This is a genomic window from Rhizobium sp. ERR 1071 (genome assembly GCF_007828675.1).
Classification (GTDB): domain Bacteria; phylum Pseudomonadota; class Alphaproteobacteria; order Rhizobiales; family Rhizobiaceae; genus Rhizobium; species Rhizobium dioscoreae.
This window is the reverse complement of sequence record NZ_VITM01000001.1, coordinates 245,591-263,308: the sequence shown is the minus strand read 5'-3', so window position 1 is coordinate 263,308 and position 17,718 is coordinate 245,591. Positions and strand designations below refer to the sequence as shown.

Sequence of the window (17,718 nt, the reverse complement as noted above, 5' to 3'; positions counted from 1 at the left end):
CATCATGAGCGATATCCTTAGAAAGATCGAGGCCTACAAGCGCGAGGAAATCGCCGCTGCCAAGGCCAAGCTTTCCCTTTCCGATCTCAAGGCCATGCAGGCTGACCAGTCCGCACCGCGCGGCTTTCACAAGGCGCTGCTTGCCAGGCAGGAATCCGGTGTGTTCGGCCTGATTGCCGAAATCAAGAAGGCAAGCCCGTCCAAGGGCCTGATACGCCCCGATTTCGACCCGCCTGCCCTCGCCAAGGCCTACGAGGCCGGCGGTGCGGCTTGCCTTTCGGTGCTGACGGATACACCGAGTTTCCAGGGTGCTCCGGAATTCCTGACGGCTGCCCGCGCGGCCTGCTCGCTGCCGGCACTGCGCAAGGATTTCATGTTCGACACGTACCAGGTCCAGGAAGCCCGTGCCTGGGGTGCAGACTGCATCTTGCTGATCATGGCATCGCTTTCGGACGATGACGCCGAGCGTCTTCAGGACGAGGCCTTCGGCCTCGGCATGGATGTGCTGGTGGAGGTCCACGACGCCGAAGAGATGGATCGTGCACTAAAACTGTCCTCGCCGCTGGTCGGCATCAACAACCGCAATCTGCGCACGTTCGAAGTAAGCTTGACGGTCAGCGAGAAGCTGGCGCCCATGGTACCGAAGGACCGGCTGCTGGTCGGCGAAAGCGGCGTCTTCACACACGCCGACTGCAAGCGTCTCGAGGCCGTCGGTATCAGCACCTTCCTCGTCGGCGAAAGCCTCATGCGCAAGGACGATGTGACGGCGGCAACCAAACTGCTGCTGAACGGCGAAACCGGCATTCTGGCGGCCGAGTGAGATGAGCACCGAGAAGGCTGCTCTCACGCATATCGACGCTTCGGGCGAAGCCAACATGGTCGATGTCGGCGATAAGGCCGAGACGGCCCGCAGCGCCACCGCGGCCGGTTACGTCAAGATGAAACCCGAGACTTTGGCGCTGATTCGCGACGGCAACGCTAAGAAGGGCGATGTGATCGGCACGGCGCGGCTTGCCGGCATCATGGCAGCGAAGCAGACCAGCAATCTCATCCCGCTCTGCCATCCCCTCATGTTGACGAAGGTTTCCGTCGATATCGCAGAGGATGCCGCCCTACCCGGTCTCCGGGTCACCGCGACGACAAAGCTGACCGGCCGCACCGGCGTCGAGATGGAAGCGCTGACGGCGGTTTCCGTCGCCTGCCTGACGATCTACGACATGGCCAAGGCCGCCGATCGCGGCATGGAAATCGGCGGAATCACTCTATTGGAGAAATCCGGCGGCAAATCGGGGGATTTCCGCCATCCGAGGGCCTGATATATGAGCCTGCTACCCGTTGTCGAAGCGCAAGCGCGCTTGTTGGACAGTGCCGCGCCGATCCACCGTGTTGAAAGCGTTCCGCTCGATATGGCCGAAGGCAGGGTTCTGGCCAAGGATCTTGCCGCCCGCCTGACCCAACCGCCTTTCGATGCCTCGGCGATGGACGGTTACGCGCTGCGCTTCGATGATGCGGCACTGCCGGGTTCTGAGCTGCAGGTCATCGGCGCCTCGGCTGCCGGCCATGCTTTCGACGGAACCGTCAGCAAGGGCGAAGCGGTTCGCATTTTCACCGGTGCGCCGGTTCCGGCCGGTGCCGATTCGGTACTTTTGCAGGAGGACGCCGAGCGCCTGGAGGGAGATCGCATCCGTACGACCTATCCCTTGCGCAAGGGGCAGCATATTCGCCCGCGCGGACAGGATTTCCTGGAAGGCGAATCGGTGCTTCCCGCCGGCACGGTGATGGATTTTTCGCGGCTCACCGTCGCCGCGGCCATGAACCATCCGGCCTTGGATGTCTACCGGAGGCCGCTGGTGGCGATTCTCGCGACCGGCGATGAACTCGTGGCTCCCGGCAATGAACCGGGTCCCTCGCAGATCATCGCGTCCAACACGTTCGGCATCGCTGCACTGGCCCGCAATGCAGGCGCGCATGTGCTTGATCTCGGCATCGTCGCCGACGACAGCGACGATATCACCGCCGCCATCGGCCGTGCGCAGGTGGCCAAGGCCGACATCATCGTCACGCTCGGCGGCGCTTCTGTCGGTGATCACGATCTGGTGCAGGCGACAATGGTGGCTGCAGGAATGAAGCTGGATTTCTGGCGCATTGCCATGCGCCCCGGCAAGCCGCTGATGGTCGGCAGCCTCGGCGACATGCATGTCCTCGGCCTCCCCGGCAATCCCGTCTCCAGCCTTGTCTGCGGCCTGCTCTTTCTCGAGCCATTGATAAGAAAGCTCGCATCCCTGCCGCCGATAAAGCGCGAAGGCTTTGCACGCGCCGCCATGTCCTTTGCGGCGAACGATCAGCGACAGGATTACGTCCGCGCAACGCTGACGAAAGCTGCCGACGGCGGCTGGCTCGCCGAGCCCTTCTCGAAGCAGGATTCGTCGATGATGAAAGTCTTTTCGCGTGCCGATTGCCTGGTCGTCCGCCCGCCACATGCCTCGCAGCTGGAAGTCGGTTCGCCCACTCCGGTCATATTCCTGCGGCCCGATCTGCTGGGCTGAAGGTCCCCCAGGAAAAGTGCAAGGCGGTTTCCGGCTCGACGTATCGGGATAATAAAAGCGGACAAGAAAAAGCCGGGAGGTTTGACCCACCCGGCTCGCTATCATCAGATCGATAGACCAACCAATTACTTCGCCGGCTTCTCATGGTGGCCGCCGAAGCCGGCGCGCATGGCAGAGAGAACCTTGTTGGCGTAGTCGTCATTGCCGCGCGAAGCGAAACGGCCGTAAAGCGCAGCGCTCAGCACCGGCGTTGGAACGCCTTCGTCGATCGCGGCCGAGATCGTCCAGCGGCCTTCGCCGGAGTCGGAAACGCGGCCGGCATATTGCGAAAGCGCTGCATCGCCGTGCAGGGCATCGGCCGTGAGGTCGAGCAGCCAAGAGGTGATCACGCTGCCGCGGCGCCAGACTTCCGAGATTTCGGCGATGTCGAGATCATACTGGTAATACTGCGGGTGGGAGAGCGGCGCGGTTTCGGCGTCCTTCTCCGCGTCTTGCTTGCCGATATTGGCATGGCGCAGAACGTTGAAGCCTTCGGCATAGGCAGCCATCAGGCCATATTCGATGCCGTTATGGACCATCTTGACGAAATGGCCGGCGCCGGATGGGCCGCAATGCAGATAGCCCTGCTCCGCCGTGCTGTTCTTGGCAGCCTCTTCCGAGCGCATTGCCGACGGAGCGACGTCACCGACACCGGGGGCAAGTGTCGCGAAGATCGGCGATAGATGCTGGACGGTTTCCTTTTCGCCGCCGATCATCAGGCAATAGCCGCGCTCCAGACCGAAAACGCCACCGCTGGTGCCGACGTCGACGTAATGGATGCCCTTCGGCTTCAGCTCTTCGGCACGGCGGATATCGTCGTGATAATAGGAATTGCCGCCATCGATGACGATGTCGCCCTCTTCCAGCAGCGGGACGATCGCCGCCAATTCCTGATCGACGATTGCCGCCGGCAACATCAGCCAGACAACGCGCGGCTTAGCGAGCTTCGATACGAAATCCGCGAGAGACTTGCTGCCGGTGGCGCCGAGCTGCTCAAGCCCGGCGATGCTTTCCGGACGCGCATCGAAAACAACCGCACTGTGACCGCCTCTCATCAGGCGCTGCACCATGTTGTTGCCCATACGGCCAAGGCCAATCATTCCGATTTGCATATGTCAGTCTCCTAGGACGGTTTTAATCGTTTGAATGTTCAATAGAGACATTTCGCAGCATTTTCCAATGAACAAATGACGGGCGAGCTATGCATAAGCCGGTCAGCGAAGGAAAATTCGCCCGTTCACGCATCTGTGATGTCGCCTGGTCTGACCTCCCGCTTTTCGCCATGATCGCGCTTTGCCGGTTTCGAGGAAAGCTGTATTTTGCGCTTCATTCATGTTGATGGATTTAGCATCGATCTCGGGTTCTTTGCATCATTCTCTTTAGGGTGGCGCTCACATAGAGCGTCAAAGGGGGCATATGGCTGCGTCTTTGAAACTACCGCTGGTTCCAGCTTCGTTTTTCGGCATGGTTCTTGGGCTTTCCGGTCTAGCCAATGCCTGGCGCGTGGGTGCCCGCATCTAGCATCTGCCAGTACTGATCGGTGAATTTCTGACCTTTATTGCGCTGGCCGTCTGGCTGGTGCTGATCGTGCTCTACGCTTTGAAGTGGATGGTGGCGCGCGAGGAGGCATTCAAGGAAGTGGCGCACCCTGTCCAATGCTGCTTTATCGGCCTTGTCGGTGTCGCAACCATGCTGGTGGCCGGTGGCCTGCTGCCCTATTCGCGTATCGGCGCCGAAACAATATTCCTGATCGGCGCCGTCTATACCCTGGCGTTCTCCGTCTGGCGAACCGGAGGGCTCTGGCAGGGCGAACGCGATATTGCCACGACGACAGCCGTGCTCTATCTGCCAAACGTCGCCGGCAGTTTCGTGACTGCTATTGTCGGCGCCGCACTCGGCTTTCCGCAATGGGCGCAGCTTTTCTTCGGCGCCGGCTTCTTCGCCTGGCTTGCTATCGAATCCGCCCTGCTGCATCGCCTGCTGACGGGGCCGGCGTTGGCCGCGCCGCTGCGACCAACCCTCGGAATTCAACTGGCTCCGCCGGCTGTCGGTGCGTTAGCCTATATCAGCGCCACACAAAGCCCTCCCGACATGCTCGTCCACGCAATGATCGGCTACGGCTTGCTGCAGGCCCTGATCATGTTGCGCCTCCTGCCCTGGATCATGAAAGAAGGCTTCAGCCCCGCTTATTGGGCCTTCACCTTCGGCGCGACCGCACTGGCAACCGCCCCCATGCGCCTTGTCGAACGTGGCGATGTCGGTCCAGTGACGCAACTTGCTCCCATTCTCTTCGTCGCTGCCAATATCGTCGTCGGTTTGGTCGCGCTGGCAACGATCTGGCTGATTGCCAACCGCAAACTTGTCATTGGTTGGGTCGAGCTTGCCGACCGCGACGTTGGCGCCGTTGGTCAGCGTTAATAGAGTTCAATCGCACTTTTGGAGGGTGATGTGCTTGATCATGTGACGATCGGGGTTCGCGATATCGAGCGATCGAAGATCTTCTACGACACACTACTGCGCTCCATAGGCATAGAACGCCTTTATGCCGAAGGCGAAAGATTTGCGGGTTACGGCATTGGCCAGAAGGCTTTCTTCTGGATCGGTCAGCGCGATGCTTTGCAAACAGGCACCCATATCGCCTTTGCCGCCCCAAACAGGGAGCTCGTCGATGACTTCCATCGGGTCGGGATAATCGCCGGCGGCACCGATAACGGTGCCCCAGGTCTGCGCCCTCATTATCATCCGAACTACTATGGCGCTTTCATTCTCGATCCTGATGGCCACAATATCGAAGCTGTTTGTCACCTGCCGGTGAGTTGAGCAAAAAGCGCCCTACGTCCGGTAAGGATGAGATCATGGTACCGGCAGACCGACATAACGCGCGCGCGGCCGAATGAGCCTACCGCTGGTCGCCTGCTCCATGGCATGCGCAAGCCATCCGACCGTCCGTGCCAGCGCGAAGATGATTAGCGGCGCATTCTCCGGGAGATGATAGGCGTGGGTCATCGCCGTCAGGGCGAAGTCAACATTGACGCGTTCTCCGACCAGCTGCTCGCCGACATCGCGAACTCTGGCGAAGAGCGGCGGCAGCGTGAAGCAGCCAAGCAACGCCTCTCCCCGGATATCGGCATCAGGATAAAGCTGATGGCCAAAAGCCGGCAATGGCCGTCCTTCCGCGAGATAGCTGCGGACCGCCTCATCCACCCCCGTCGTGGCTGCCCGCGCGATCAGCGTACGCACGCTCTGCCATGCACCGCCATGCAGCGGACCTGTCAGTGTGGAGAGGCCGGATAGAGTGGCGGCGGATAGCGTGGCGCCTGCGGATGCCGTGATCCTTGCGGTGAAGGTCGAAGCGTTCAGCTCGTGATCGGCAAGCAAGACGAAACTGCGGCGGATCATATCGGCGGCATCAGGGCGGTCCCAGGCAGTCGTGAGACGGCGATGCAGTGGTTGATCCCACGCGCCCGGGGCCAGGGCCTCAGCCACCGTACCAAACACGCTTTCGGCTTCATTTTGCAGTGCCGGAAGCGAACGCCCGAGTGATGGCAGATCGCTTGTTATGCGCTCGGCAAGCGCGGAGAAAGCACTATCCAAGGAAGGCGGCTTCCGCCACGCCTCGCTTGGATCGAATCGCAACGGCCGCTTCATGTCCCAAAGCAGCCGCGCGATATCTTCGAGGCTTGCGCTTTCGGCAAGCATCGCCACGTCCTTGCCGCGATAGAAAAGCCTTCCGTTCGAAACCGTCGACAGTGCCGATGGCAATACCGGATCGCCCCATTGAATGGCCTCGGCGGCCACCGTCTCGGTCTTGCGCCGTCCGGCGTGGCGGGTGGCCAATCGCTTGACGTCATCGGCAAAATAGAGGCTGCGCCGCGTATCCGTGGGATCGGCTTTCGCACGAATGCGCCCGCGGCTGACATTGGCGTAGAGCGTCTGTGATTTCGTTCCCAGCAGGTTCAGCGCCTGCTCTGCCGTCAGCCAGCTCATCGGTCCTCATATTGATCAATTGCGTCAAGATTGACGTCAATAGGAATAGATCCGATCTAATCGGATAGTCAAAGGAGAACCGTAATGAAAAGTGGTCTTGAAGATGTCATTGCCGCAGAAACCAAGCTGTCCGACGTCGACGGCGCTGCCGGTCGCTTGATCATCCGCGGCGTGTCGCTTGATGATCTGGTGGCAACCAGCCGCTTCGAGGATGTTGCGGCGCTGCTGCTGGATGGCCTGTTTGACGAACATATCGACGCAGCTTCCCTCCGAACTCAGCTCGGCGCGGCACGCGTTGCGCTTTTCACGCATGTGAAGGCCGCCGATGCCGCTCTGCTCGCGCTACCACCCGTGGATGCTGTGCGGGCCTTGCTGGCGCGCGTGGCCGACGGTGAGGATTTCGCCACCGCGATCCGCCTGATGGCGGCACCGGCCGTTTTCCTGCCGGCCATCTTGCGATTGCAGAAAGGCGAAGCACCGATAAAGCCGGATGCATCCTTGTCCCAATCCGGTGATATCCTGCGCATGCTGACGGGTCGAAGCCCGACCGCAGAGCAGACCGCAGGCCTCGATGCCTATCTGGTGACGATTTCCGATCACGGCTTGAATGCGTCCACATTCGCCTCCCGCGTCATCGCCTCGACTCATGCCGGTCTGACCTCCTCTGTGCTCGCCGCAATCAGCGCCCTTAAAGGTCCGTTGCATGGCGGCGCCCCCGGCCCTGTCCTCGACATGTTTGACGGCGTCGGCAAACCGGAAAATGCCCGGGCATGGTTGTCTGACGCGCTCGATCGTGGCGAGCGGCTGATGGGTTTCGGTCACCGCATCTATCGCGTCCGCGATCCGCGCGCCGATGCGCTGAAGACTGCATTAAAGCCGATCTTTGCGAGCGGCCAGGCAGATGCTGGACGTATCGCGCTGGCGGAAGCCATTGAGGCGGCGGCGCTGGCGTTGCTGAAGGAGCGCAAACCGGATCGGCCCTTGGACGTCAACGTCGAATACTACACCGCCCTGCTGCTCGATGCTCTCGGCTTTCCTCGCAGTTCGTTTACCGGCGTCTTCGCGATCGGCCGCACGGTCGGCTGGATCGCCCATGCCCGCGAGCAGACGCTCGATGGGCGTCTGATCCGGCCGCAGTCGCGCTATGTCGGTCCGCTGCCGAAGGCGGCATAGGCGGTTTTATCAAGGAGACGGAATTTAGGCGGCCGCGTCATGCCCTCGCGGATATGGCGGGCAAGCTCCAGCGCCTGCGGTGTTGCGCCGCCCTTCGGCAAATGCAGGTTGATTGAGAAGACCGGCAGCTCGGGCAGACCCTGCTCGCCGGTGAGGATATCGAGATCGGTTGGAACGGTCGAAGCGAGCCAGGCGGTGATAGCCAGATCCGTGCGCACCGTCGCCGTGGTCGCTTCGATATTGCCATTCTCAAAGACCGTCCGCCAGCGCAACCCATCCTTGCTGAGTGCGGCAAAGACCGATGATCGGAAGGCACAGGTATCGGCAACCATCGAAATCGGCAGCGGTACCTTGCGATGGGCATTGCCTGCCTTCGCTCCAACCCAGACGAGCCGCTCCACAGCAAGGCATTCGCCCTGCGACGTGCCGTATGGTTCCTCCGCCACACAGAGGTCGACGGTTCCCTTCCCCAACTCATCCAGCAGCTCCGGAGACGATGCGCAGATCAGAGAAATCTCCACCTGAGGATGGCGCTGGGCATAGGATTTCAGCACGGGCGCCAGCGTCGCTCCGACAAGATCATAGGGAACGCCGAGGCGGACGCCACCGCGAACAGTGCTTTCCGTCATGTCGTCCCAGATCTCGTCATTCAACGCCAATAGGCGGCGGGCATTGCCGCGCAGGCGTTCACCGGCCTCCGTCAGCCGCAATCCGCGCCTGTCCCGTTCGAACAGAGCGCAGCCGAGCATATCCTCCAGCCGCTTGATCTGCTGGCTGACGGCGCCCTGGGTCATATGCAGCATATTGGCGGCAATTGTCATGCTGCCCTGGTCGGCAACGGTGGCGAAGGTTCTGATGAGGGTAATATCGAAGTTTCGGATCATCTAAGCATTATAATTACTAATGCCTTGATCCTTCAATATTCGATTTCATGATGCCAGAGCTGCGCCTATGCCTTTTTCAATTAGAGAAGGGCTGGATATGACAATCGAACCTCTGCTGCCGCTGATACTCTTCGCATTGGTTTCCACCATAACGCCGGGCGGTGCGACCACGCTCGCGACTGCGTCCGGCGCGCATTTCGGCTTCCGTCGCTCCATACCCGTCATGGGCGGTTTTGCCTTCGGCTTGGGCTCCATGGCCTGCGCTGCGGCTGCGGGGCTCGGCAGCGTGTTGATGGCCCTGCCGATGCTGCAGATCGCCATGAAGACGCTGGGGTCCCTCTATCTGCTCTGGCTCGCCGTTCGGATCGGCAGAAGCGGCCAGCCGCGCGAGGTGGGGCAGATGGCGAGACCGACAGGCTTCCTCGCCGGCGTATGGATGCTCTGGCACAATCCCAAGGGCTGGGCCATGACGATGGGGGCTGCTGCTTCTTTCGCTGCGTTGGCAGAAAGTCCCGTCAGACTTGGTATATTGCTCGGTGTGACTTTCTGCCTTATCGCAGCCTTCTCGCTCGCCGTATGGTGCCTTCTCGGGCAGATGCTCGGACGTCTGCTGAAAGCGGCATGGCAGTGGCGCGCGGTCAATATCTCTCTTGCGTGCCTCCTGGTGATTTCAATCATTCCGATGTGGGGAGAATGAAACCAGGCAGATGGAGGCTGGTTTGATCACGGCCGGCTGCGCCAAAGCCATATGGTCAAGGTCCCGGCGCGACCACGCAAGCCTGTTTCGATCGGGCCATCGAGGCTGCCCTCATTGAAAGGCGCGCTGTCCTGACCGGCGGAAAGCAAAAGCTCATGGCTGATGGCGATTTCGGCGCGATTGCTGGCGGCGACCTCCATCAGCCGGCTTGCGACGTTAACGGTGTCGCCGGTTGCGGTGATCTGCTGTCGTCCTTCACCACCCAGCCGGGAGGCGACGATGGTGCCGCAATGCGCACCGATCTTGAAACCGATGCGGGAAGCGACTGTCTCCGGCAGTGCTGAGAGCCAGCCCTTCATCCGCGCGGCGAGACGAATGCAGCAGCGCGCCGCATTGGCGGGATCGCTCGGCTTCGGCTGCGGCAGGCCGAAAAGGATCATAGCTCCGTCACCCATGAAGCTGGTGATGGCGCCGCCGGATGCGGTTACCTCTTCATCGACGAGATTGTAGAAGCCGTTCAGCAGTTCCCGAACAGCTGCTGGGCCAATGGCCTCGCTAAGACCTGTGAAGCCGTTGATGTCGATGAAGACGACGGCCGCTTCCTGTTGCACAGGGCTTGCGAGAAAATCGGGATCGCGCGCAAGATGCTCGGCAAGACCGGGCGCCTCGATGCGCTGCAGGAGCTCGCTTTGCTCGGCAAATCGCGTCGCTCGCCTGCGGTCGAGCCAAAGCTGCGCAGCGCCAAATAGCAGCATTGGTGGTACGGTCGCAGCAATCGGCAGTGCTGCGCTCAGCCATATTCCATGCTTGAATGCGCTGACGTTGACTGCGAACCAGACAAGCATGACGCCGAGTATTGTTATCGGGCCGATGGCACTGCGCCGCCAGGAGAGAAGGGCAATGACGAGCAGCGGCAGGCCGACGGCGAAATAAAGGTCGATAAAACGGACGTTGCGGTCGCGTACCAGCCCGTCTCCGGCAATCAGATGCGTGATCGAGGTCGCGATAACCTCGACCCCAGGTAGAACGGGATCGAAGGGTGTTGGAAAGACATCGCCGCCGCCGGTAACGGTCGCGCCGATAACGACGATATGATCCCTGATCGCAGCCTCCGGCAAGTGCCCGTTGAGCGCAGCACCGGCGCTGACGGTGCGGATCGTTCCGCGCGGACCGTAGAACGAGAGCGGCATGAGATAGCCGGTATCGGTCTGGATGGACCTGTCACCGATCTTGATATGATCGGAGATGACGGTTGTCTGCTCGTTGGTTGCGGTGGAAACGACACGCAGCGAAAAGGATGGTTCGATCCGCTCGCCGCTGCGAAACAGCAAAGGCACGAAACGCGGCGTGCCCGCCTTGTCGGTCTGCACATTGACGATACCATAGCTTGCGACGTCGGCGAACCGCTGCTGCGGTTCGAGGAATTGCAGCGCACTGGGCACGCGAGCGAGAGGTTCCTTGCTATCTTCTGTGACGCGCTGGCGGCTTTCGGGAAAGATGCCGGCTGCGGCCAGCACAACCTTGGTCCGTTTGAGCGATTGTTCCAATGCTGCATCGTTGGCCTCGTCGCCGGCATCGACCAGAAGCAGATCGAGCGCGACGGCTTTCGGCCCCAATGCGGCGATGACATCGATCACTTTGGCGAGCGTGGCGCGCGGCAAAGGATAGTGTCCCGCCATACGCGACGTCTCATCGTCTATGGCAATGATCGTGACGAGATCGGGTGGCTGGAAGCTGCCGCCGAGCGTATTGCGGAGGTTCGTGAGCGTCGCTTCGGCGCCGTCGACAAAGGGAATGTCACCGCGCAGATGCGCGACGCCCAGGCCCATCCCCCAGACGGCAGTCAAGAAAAGCGCAATCAGCGTCTGCAGCGGCGGTCTGCGCATGATGTCGGAATCTCACTGGCCGAGGCGCGCCATCAAAGCATTTATGCGCGGCTGTCCCCATTGGGTGACACGCAATGCGGCGCGCCCCCGGTCGGCGTCGACGCCTTGTCCTTGGCCTAGCGTAACCCCCTGCCCGGTCGATACCTTATTGACCGCGACCCGGCCGCGCAGGACAAGCACGGAGGTATAGCCCCGTTTCACGTCGACGGCCCAGCGCGTGCCGCGCACGGCGGCGATCGCCTGCGGCGTCACCACTTCGAATCCGCCCTTAACACGGTTGCGATCGACATCAACCAGTGCTGCCTTGCTGTCGAGTACGACAGCATCCGTCCGACCATCATGGTTTCGGTCTGCAAACCGGTAGTGAGCGCCACGCTCGACGGTGACGCTAAGCCCAGCTTCGCAATTCAAGACCTGGCGCGTCGTGCTGACGGCAGGCTGCAATGGGCAATTTGCGACGGCTTGTGCAGAAGCCGTGCCGGCGCTGACGATGCATAGACTGCCTGCTGCCAGCACTAGGCTGCGAACATTGCTTGCGTGGATCATGATTGTGGCCCCTCATCGCATGCGACTGGAGCCGCGGACGGCGATCTCCAGTCACGGTATGCCCGATCCCTGGGGCGATGATGCGTCATGAGCGATTGATCTGCAAGTTGTCGTAGCCTCTGGCTTTGTAGAGCACGGTCGAAACCAGCCAGCTCAGCAAGAAGATGCCGACGACGGCGAAGCCGAAATTGGCAAGGTTGTCGTTGAGTTCGCCGACGAAGCTCCAGAAGCTGCCTTCGAGGCCGAGTTTGTCGGCGATGAGCCCCAAAGCCTCGATACCACCGATGAAGACGGCGACGACAACTGAAGCCGCAGTGATGGTCAGATTGTACCAGAGCTTGCGCACCGGCTTGACGAAGGCCCAGCCATACGCTCCCGTCATCAGCGTACTATCCAGCGTATCCATCAGCGACATGCCGGCGGTGAACAGCGCCGGGAAGACGAGGATGGTCCAGAAGGACATGCCCTGTGCGGCTTGAGCGGCCGAAATGCCGAGAAGCCCGATCTCCGTTGCGGTATCGAAGCCGAGGCCGAAAAGGAAGCCGATCGGATACATGTGCCAGGAGCGGGTGACGACCTTGAACATCGGACGGAAGATGCGTGCCAGAAAACCGCCGCCGGCAAGCAGCGTGTCGAGGTCTTCCTCTGCGATCCGCTCACCCCTCTGCGCCCTTCTGAAAGCGGACCAGACGCCTTTAAGGACGAAGAGATTGGCAACGCCGATCAGCAGCAGAAAGACCGCCGAAACCGTCGTACCTATGACGCCGCCGATATCGTGGAAGGAATCGAGCTGGCTCTGCATGGCAGCCGCCGTTGCGGCAATCAGGATCGAGGCGATCACGACGATCGAGGAATGACCGAGCGAGAAGAAGAAGCCGACGGCATAAGGCTGCTTCTTTTCCTGAATGAGCTTGCGCACGACATTGTCGATCGCGGCGATGTGATCGGCATCGAAGGCGTGGCGCAGGCCGAACATATAGGCAAGAAGGGCAATACCAAGCAAAGACGGACGGTCTGCAAAAGCGACCCAAGCCCAGATCCAGGCGGCAATATTGAAAACGATCAGCAGCGCGAAGGTGAAGGCGATCTTCGCCCGCGGCCTTTCCGCGCGATCATCAAATGGATTGAGAATCATACTTTTGTTCCCGTTATGCTTACTCGCACAATGTCACGGAAACGAAAGCAGCGCGACAGTCGAATGACGTAGATGCCGAAGTTTTTCGCAGTGTCGTAAAAATGGGCAGACCCGTCTATGCCGGTTCTGCCCCTGGCGCTCAGTCCTTCTCGAACGGATACCCCTCATCGGCCCAGCCGGTCATGCCGCCGATCATGACCTTCACGCGCTTACCGAGTGTGCCCAGACGCCAGGCCGCCTTGTCGGTGCCGTTGCAATGCGGTCCGGCGCAATAGACGACGAAGAGTGTATCGTCTGGCCATTCCGCCATCTTCCTCGCGGTCATCTTGCCATGCGGCAGGTTGATCGCACCCGGGATATGCTTCTCCTGGAACATGGCCGGGCCGCGGACATCGAACAAGACGAAATCGACATTGCCCGATGTCATGGATTGGTAGACGTCGGAGCAATCGGTTTCGAAGCCAAGTCTCTTGGCATAGTGCTCAGCGACGAGACTGGGATCTGCAGCAGGAATTTCACTGACGAGGGACATGGAACGCTCCTTATTTGGTTCGGTGCATTCATGCCTGAGCGATCCCATGGTTGAAATTGGCCGAAATGCCATATAGCGTCAAAATCATGCCAAACTTAGATCACCCCAATCTCCGCGGCCCCCATGTCGTCACCCTCGTCTATGACGGGCTGTGCACCTTCGAATTCGGCGTCGCCTATGAGATCTTTGGCCTGTCGCGCCCGGAAATGGGCAAGGACTGGTATCGCTTTTCCGCCTGCGCGATCGAGGATGGCCCTCTGCGCGCCGCGGGCGGGTTGACGGTACAGGTCGACCACGGTCTTGAAGTCCTTGCCGATGCCGACCTCATCATCGTGCCCGGCTGGCGCGGTATCGGAACGCCGGTCCCTGCCCTGCTGATTGCCGAACTCCAAGCGGCCAGCCGCCGTGGTGTCCGCATCATGTCCCTCTGCTCTGGCGTCGCAGTCCTTGCCGCGGCCAGTCTACTCGCCGGCCGCAGGGCGACCACACATTGGCGCTACGTCGATTCCATTGCTACGCGCTATCCGGATATATTAGTCGATGCCGATGTTCTCTATGTCGATGAAGACAAGGTGCTGACCGCCGCCGGCAGTGCCGCCGCCATCGATCTCTGTCTGCATGTCGTGCGCCGCGATTACGGACCGGATATTGCCAACAGCGTCGCCCGCCGTCTTGTGGTTCCACCCCATCGCGAGGGCGGCCAGGCGCAATATATCGAAACGCCGGTTTTGAGACAGCGTGAGGGAGCTCGTTTAGGCCCGCTGCTTGAATGGATGCGCGAGCGTTTGCAGGAAGATCAGCCCATTGCGGCACTTGCAGCGCGGGCCGGCATGAGTGTGCGGACCTTCCAGCGCCGTTTCGAGGCGACCACCGGCATGACGCCGGGGGAATGGCTGCTCAGCGAGCGGCTGCGGCGCGCCCGCGATCTGCTTGAAAAGCAAACGGCCATTTCATTGGACGATGTAGCCGCGGCGAGCGGGTTTGGATCGCTCGCCACCATGCGCCATCATTTTCGGGAGAGGCTTGCGGTGAGCCCGAGCGACTACCGCAAGCGATTTGCAAATCTTAAACCAGCCGGCTCTGTTCCGTCGCCGCTTCGATAAAGCTCGAGAACAGCGGATGCGGCTCCAGCGGACGGGACTTCAGTTCCGGATGATACTGGACGCCGATGAACCACGGATGATCCGCATATTCGATCGTTTCAGGCAGAACGCCGTCCGGTGACATGCCGGAGAAGGTCAAGCCGCAATCTTCCAGCCTGTCCTTGTAGTCGACATTGACCTCGTAGCGATGGCGATGACGCTCCGAAATATCTGTGGAGCCGTAGATCTCGGAAATCTTCGTGCCCTTCTTCAGGGCCGCCTTGTAGGCGCCGAGGCGCATCGTGCCGCCGAGATCGCCGGATGCCGTGCGCTTCTGCAGCTCATTGCCCTTCAGCCATTCGGTCATCAGGCCAACGACAGGTTCCTTGGTCGGGCCGAACTCGGTCGACGAGGCATGTTCGACACCGGCCAGATTGCGGGCCGCTTCGATGACGGCCATCTGCATGCCGAAGCAGATGCCGAAATACGGAACCTTGCGTTCGCGTGCGAAGCGGGCTGCCAGGATCTTGCCCTCCGAACCGCGCTCGCCAAAGCCGCCGGGAACGAGAATGCCGTGAACTTTCTCAAGATACGGCGCCGGATCTTCCTTTTCGAAGACCTCGGATTCGATCCATTCGAGCTTGACCTTGACCCGGTTGGCGATGCCGCCATGATGCAGTGCCTCGATTAGCGACTTATACGCATCCTTGAGCCCGGTGTATTTGCCGACGATGGCAATCGTCACCTCGCCTTCCGGCGTGCGGATGCGATTGCAGACCTCTTCCCACTGCTCCAGGCGCGGCTTCGGAGCCGGCTCGATACCGAAAGCAGCGAGAACCTCATTGTCGAGGCCTTCCTTGTGGTAGGCCATCGGCACGTCATAGATGTTGGCGACATCGAGCGCCTGAATGACGGCAGATTCCCGCACGTTGCAGAACAGCGAAAGCTTCCGACGCTCGGCTTCGGGGATTTCCCGATCGGCACGAACCAGCAGAATGTCAGGATGAATGCCGAGTGCCTGCAGTTCCTTGACCGAATGCTGCGTCGGCTTGGTCTTCAGCTCGCCGGCAGCGGGGATATAGGGCATCAGCGTCAGATGGACGTAAACAGCCGTACCGCGCGGCAGATCGTTGCCGAGCTGGCGGATCGCTTCCATGAAAGGCATGGCTTCGATATCGCCGACCGTGCCGCCGATCTCGCAGATGACGAAATCATAGTCGTCATTGCCTTCGGTGACGAAATCCTTGATCTCGTTGGTAACGTGCGGAATGACCTGAACGGTCGCGCCGAGATAGTCGCCGCGGCGTTCCTTGTCGATGATGTTCTTGTAGATGCGACCGGTGGTGATGTTATCGGTCTTGGTGGCCGAGCGGCCGGTGAAGCGCTCATAGTGGCCGAGATCGAGGTCGGTTTCCGCACCGTCGTCGGTGACGAAGACCTCGCCGTGCTGGGTCGGGCTCATAGTGCCCGGATCCACGTTCAGATAGGGGTCGAGTTTGCGCAGGCGGACTCGATAACCACGAGCCTGCAACAACGCTCCGAGAGCCGCAGCCGCAATTCCTTTTCCGAGGGAAGAAACCACGCCGCCAGTGATGAATACATATCGCGCCATGGGAGTCACCGGATACCTTTTCACAAATGATTCCGCTAGCCCTAAAATTCGTTTCCGGAATTTTGGCTACAGAACGCGGAATATGGACAAAACAAAACCGGCAGATCCGAGGACCTGCCGGGGATGATCTTCGACGACCGGAATTACTTACCGGTCGGTACGCCGCCGTTGTCGGCTGGCGCGGGAGTGGTCGTCGCCGGCGCGGTCTGTTGACCGGTCGCGGCCGGAGCCTGCTGGGCAGGAGCTGCCTGATTCGTCGTGGCAGGCGGTGTTGCCTGCGACTGCGGAGCGACGGCGCCGCTGTTCGGAACACCGCTATTATCGGCGGGCTTCGGCTGGGTGTTTGCCGGAGCAGCACCCTTCTGGCCGCCAAGCGAATCGAGAATGCCGTTGCCCTGACCCGCCGTGCTCGGAATGCGGTTGAGAATGTCGGTCGGGCGAGCCTCGAAGCGGGACAGCACGTTCATGCCGAGGGCAAGCGCGAAGAACAGCGTTGCCAGAATGGCCGTTGTGCGCGTCAGCGCATTGGCCGTACCGCGCGCAGACATGAAGCCCGAGCCGCCCCCGATGCCAAGGCCGCCACCTTCGGAGCGCTGAATCAGCACCACGCCGATAAGGGCGACGACAACCATGAGATAGATGACAAGCAGTACGGTTTGCATAGATCCAGTCCTGCCCGGTGCGGGCATCAAAAATAAAAGCTCGCGGCTCTTTACATGAGGCTCTCGCCTATTCCAAGCCCTTTTAAGGCTGGAATTCCGGGCAAGTGGTTGCTTCAGGCGAACTGCCGTTCGAATGCGGCATAAATGGCGAGGAAGTCGACCGCTTTCAAGCTCTGTCCGCCGACAAGCACACCGTTGACATGCGGAACATCCAGAAGGTCGCGCGCATTGGAGCCGCTGACCGATCCGCCATAGAGGATTCGCATATTCGCCCCCTCCTTGCCGAAGCGCTCGATGAGTTCGGCGCGGATGAAGGCATGTGCCTCCTCGACGTTTTCCTGGGTTGGAACCACGCCGGTGCCGATCGCCCAGACTGGCTCGTAAGCGATCACGGTCGTCTGTGCCGTGGAGCCATCCGGAATGGAGCCCACGAGCTCCCGCTTCAGCACCTCGAGCGTTTGGCCACTATTGCGCTCGTAAGCCGTTTCGCCGATGCAGATGATGGCGATCAGCCCGGCATCATGCGCTGCCTGCGCCTTTGCGCGCACCAGCATGTCGCTTTCGGCATGATTCCTGCGGCGCTCTGAATGGCCGACGATGACGTGGGTCCCGAAGCAGTCGGCGATCATTTCGGCTGAGATATCGCCGGTATGCGCGCCGCTGACCTGCTGGTGGCAATCCTGGGCGCCGATGGCGAGCGGGCTGTCGTCGCAAAGCGCGGTCGCGACATAGAGCAAGGTGGCCGGGGGGCAGAGCAGCGTATCGATCTTCTCCGACAGCGGCGCCTTGACGCCATCCGCGATCGCCTTGATCTGATCCAGGCTCGCGCGTGTGCCGTTCATCTTCCAGTTTCCGGCTAGAAGCGGCCGTATGGTCTTCGTCATTCCGATATTCTCCCCCTTGATCCAGCTTCGGACTAACAAAAAGGAAAGGGAAA

At 60.7% G+C, this 17,718-nt stretch carries 17 protein-coding genes and 1 pseudogene; 8 read left to right on the top strand and 10 right to left on the bottom strand.

Features of this window, described 5'->3' with window-relative positions:
- The first annotated feature begins 4 nt into the window (after positions 1–4).
- The 3 genes from trpC to FBZ99_RS01260 are packed head-to-tail and all read left to right on the top strand — an operon-like array spanning position 5 to position 2,546.
- Positions 5–820 (top strand): indole-3-glycerol phosphate synthase TrpC, encoded by an 816-nt coding sequence (gene trpC / locus FBZ99_RS01270; RefSeq protein WP_113330678.1) that lies wholly within the window; start codon positions 5–7, stop codon positions 818–820.
- Between the two features lies 1 nt (position 821).
- Complete coding sequence (gene moaC, locus FBZ99_RS01265; protein WP_113330677.1) at positions 822–1,316, top strand: cyclic pyranopterin monophosphate synthase MoaC; 495 nt, start codon at positions 822–824, stop codon at positions 1,314–1,316.
- Positions 1,317–1,319: 3 nt separating this feature from the next.
- A complete protein-coding gene (locus FBZ99_RS01260; protein WP_113352516.1) occupies positions 1,320–2,546 on the top strand; it encodes a molybdopterin molybdotransferase MoeA in 1,227 nt (408 codons plus the stop codon).
- A gap of 125 nt (positions 2,547–2,671) precedes the next feature.
- On the opposite strand, the gene gnd is transcribed toward FBZ99_RS01260, so the two are convergent.
- Positions 2,672–3,697, bottom strand: coding sequence for a phosphogluconate dehydrogenase (NAD(+)-dependent, decarboxylating) (gene gnd / locus FBZ99_RS01255; RefSeq protein ID WP_069612206.1), 1,026 nt, complete (start codon positions 3,695–3,697; stop codon positions 2,672–2,674).
- Positions 3,698–4,001: 304 nt separating this feature from the next.
- Here gnd and tehA point away from each other — a divergent pair.
- Positions 4,002–5,003, top strand: a pseudogene (gene tehA / locus FBZ99_RS01250) (dicarboxylate transporter/tellurite-resistance protein TehA).
- A 30-nt stretch (positions 5,004–5,033) separates the two neighbouring features.
- A complete protein-coding gene (locus FBZ99_RS01245) occupies positions 5,034–5,405 on the top strand; it encodes a VOC family protein (protein WP_113352514.1) in 372 nt (123 codons plus the stop codon).
- 33 nt (positions 5,406–5,438) lie between these two features.
- Here the strand turns inward: FBZ99_RS01245 and FBZ99_RS01240 are convergent, their stop codons facing one another.
- A complete protein-coding gene (locus tag FBZ99_RS01240; protein WP_145631113.1) occupies positions 5,439–6,572 on the bottom strand; it encodes a citrate synthase in 1,134 nt (377 codons plus the stop codon).
- Positions 6,573–6,656: 84 nt separating this feature from the next.
- On the opposite strand from FBZ99_RS01240, the gene FBZ99_RS01235 reads away from it, so the two are divergent.
- On the top strand, positions 6,657–7,745 hold the full coding sequence (locus FBZ99_RS01235; protein WP_145631111.1) for a citrate synthase/methylcitrate synthase: 1,089 nt from the start codon (positions 6,657–6,659) through the stop codon (positions 7,743–7,745).
- Here the strand turns inward: FBZ99_RS01235 and FBZ99_RS01230 are convergent.
- Positions 7,715–8,629, bottom strand: a complete 915-nt coding sequence (locus FBZ99_RS01230) for a LysR family transcriptional regulator (RefSeq protein ID WP_145631109.1) — start codon at positions 8,627–8,629, stop codon at positions 7,715–7,717. The two genes, FBZ99_RS01235 and FBZ99_RS01230, sit on opposite strands and share 31 nt — an antisense overlap.
- A 97-nt stretch (positions 8,630–8,726) precedes the next feature.
- Here FBZ99_RS01230 and FBZ99_RS01225 point away from each other — a divergent pair, with 97 nt between their 5' ends.
- On the top strand, positions 8,727–9,326 hold the full coding sequence (locus tag FBZ99_RS01225) for a LysE family translocator (protein WP_113352510.1): 600 nt from the start codon (positions 8,727–8,729) through the stop codon (positions 9,324–9,326).
- A gap of 26 nt (positions 9,327–9,352) precedes the next feature.
- Here FBZ99_RS01225 and FBZ99_RS01220 read toward each other — a convergent pair whose 3' ends face one another.
- The 4 genes from FBZ99_RS01220 to FBZ99_RS01205 all read right to left on the bottom strand — a co-directional run bounded on the left by FBZ99_RS01220 (position 9,353) and on the right by FBZ99_RS01205 (position 13,425).
- Positions 9,353–11,212: a CHASE2 domain-containing protein gene (locus tag FBZ99_RS01220; protein WP_113352509.1), complete on the bottom strand. Its 1,860-nt coding sequence runs from the start codon at positions 11,210–11,212 to the stop codon at positions 9,353–9,355.
- 12 nt (positions 11,213–11,224) lie between these two features.
- Positions 11,225–11,758 (bottom strand): FecR domain-containing protein, encoded by a 534-nt coding sequence (locus FBZ99_RS01215; protein ID WP_113352508.1) that lies wholly within the window; start codon positions 11,756–11,758, stop codon positions 11,225–11,227.
- An 85-nt stretch (positions 11,759–11,843) separates the two neighbouring features.
- Complete coding sequence (locus FBZ99_RS01210) at positions 11,844–12,893, bottom strand: HoxN/HupN/NixA family nickel/cobalt transporter (RefSeq protein ID WP_113330667.1); 1,050 nt, start codon at positions 12,891–12,893, stop codon at positions 11,844–11,846.
- A gap of 139 nt (positions 12,894–13,032) precedes the next feature.
- Positions 13,033–13,425, bottom strand: coding sequence for a rhodanese-like domain-containing protein (locus FBZ99_RS01205; protein WP_113330666.1), 393 nt, complete (start codon positions 13,423–13,425; stop codon positions 13,033–13,035).
- Between the two features lie 65 nt (positions 13,426–13,490).
- Between FBZ99_RS01205 and ftrA the strand changes: the two genes are divergently transcribed.
- Positions 13,491–14,528 carry a transcriptional regulator FtrA gene (ftrA, locus tag FBZ99_RS01200; RefSeq protein WP_145631107.1) on the top strand — a complete coding sequence of 346 codons (1,038 nt, stop codon included), beginning with the start codon at positions 13,491–13,493 and terminating at the stop codon, positions 14,526–14,528.
- Here ftrA and FBZ99_RS01195 read toward each other — a convergent pair.
- The 3 genes from FBZ99_RS01195 to tpiA form a co-directional block, all read right to left on the bottom strand.
- Positions 14,491–16,119 carry a CTP synthase gene (locus FBZ99_RS01195; protein WP_069612218.1) on the bottom strand — a complete coding sequence of 543 codons (1,629 nt, stop codon included), beginning with the start codon at positions 16,117–16,119 and terminating at the stop codon, positions 14,491–14,493. The genes ftrA and FBZ99_RS01195 overlap by 38 nt on opposite strands.
- 143 nt (positions 16,120–16,262) lie before the next feature.
- Positions 16,263–16,781, bottom strand: coding sequence for a preprotein translocase subunit SecG (gene secG / locus FBZ99_RS01190; protein ID WP_113330663.1), 519 nt, complete (start codon positions 16,779–16,781; stop codon positions 16,263–16,265).
- A 113-nt stretch (positions 16,782–16,894) separates the two neighbouring features.
- Positions 16,895–17,665, bottom strand: coding sequence for a triose-phosphate isomerase (gene tpiA, locus FBZ99_RS01185; RefSeq protein WP_145631104.1), 771 nt, complete (start codon positions 17,663–17,665; stop codon positions 16,895–16,897).
- Positions 17,666–17,718 lie beyond the last annotated feature (53 nt).

Bases quoted from the DNA above. Each gene is read 5' to 3' on its own strand.
- trpC (WP_113330678.1), top strand. From the start codon at position 5: ATGAGCGATATCCTTAGAAAGATCGAGGCCTACAAGCGCGAGGAAATC.
- moaC (WP_113330677.1), top strand. From the start codon at position 822: ATGAGCACCGAGAAGGCTGCTCTCACGCATATCGACGCTTCGGGCGAA.
- FBZ99_RS01260 (WP_113352516.1), top strand. From the start codon at position 1,320: ATGAGCCTGCTACCCGTTGTCGAAGCGCAAGCGCGCTTGTTGGACAGT.
- gnd (WP_069612206.1), bottom strand. From the start codon at position 3,697: ATGCAAATCGGAATGATTGGCCTTGGCCGTATGGGCAACAACATGGTG.
- FBZ99_RS01240 (WP_145631113.1), bottom strand. From the start codon at position 6,572: ATGAGCTGGCTGACGGCAGAGCAGGCGCTGAACCTGCTGGGAACGAAA.
- FBZ99_RS01235 (WP_145631111.1), top strand. From the start codon at position 6,657: ATGAAAAGTGGTCTTGAAGATGTCATTGCCGCAGAAACCAAGCTGTCC.
- FBZ99_RS01230 (WP_145631109.1), bottom strand. From the start codon at position 8,629: ATGATCCGAAACTTCGATATTACCCTCATCAGAACCTTCGCCACCGTT.
- FBZ99_RS01225 (WP_113352510.1), top strand. From the start codon at position 8,727: ATGACAATCGAACCTCTGCTGCCGCTGATACTCTTCGCATTGGTTTCC.
- FBZ99_RS01220 (WP_113352509.1), bottom strand. From the start codon at position 11,212: ATGCGCAGACCGCCGCTGCAGACGCTGATTGCGCTTTTCTTGACTGCC.
- FBZ99_RS01215 (WP_113352508.1), bottom strand. From the start codon at position 11,758: ATGATCCACGCAAGCAATGTTCGCAGCCTAGTGCTGGCAGCAGGCAGT.
- FBZ99_RS01210 (WP_113330667.1), bottom strand. From the start codon at position 12,893: ATGATTCTCAATCCATTTGATGATCGCGCGGAAAGGCCGCGGGCGAAG.
- FBZ99_RS01205 (WP_113330666.1), bottom strand. From the start codon at position 13,425: ATGTCCCTCGTCAGTGAAATTCCTGCTGCAGATCCCAGTCTCGTCGCT.
- ftrA (WP_145631107.1), top strand. From the start codon at position 13,491: ATGCCATATAGCGTCAAAATCATGCCAAACTTAGATCACCCCAATCTC.
- FBZ99_RS01195 (WP_069612218.1), bottom strand. From the start codon at position 16,119: ATGGCGCGATATGTATTCATCACTGGCGGCGTGGTTTCTTCCCTCGGA.
- secG (WP_113330663.1), bottom strand. From the start codon at position 16,781: ATGCAAACCGTACTGCTTGTCATCTATCTCATGGTTGTCGTCGCCCTT.
- tpiA (WP_145631104.1), bottom strand. From the start codon at position 17,665: ATGACGAAGACCATACGGCCGCTTCTAGCCGGAAACTGGAAGATGAAC.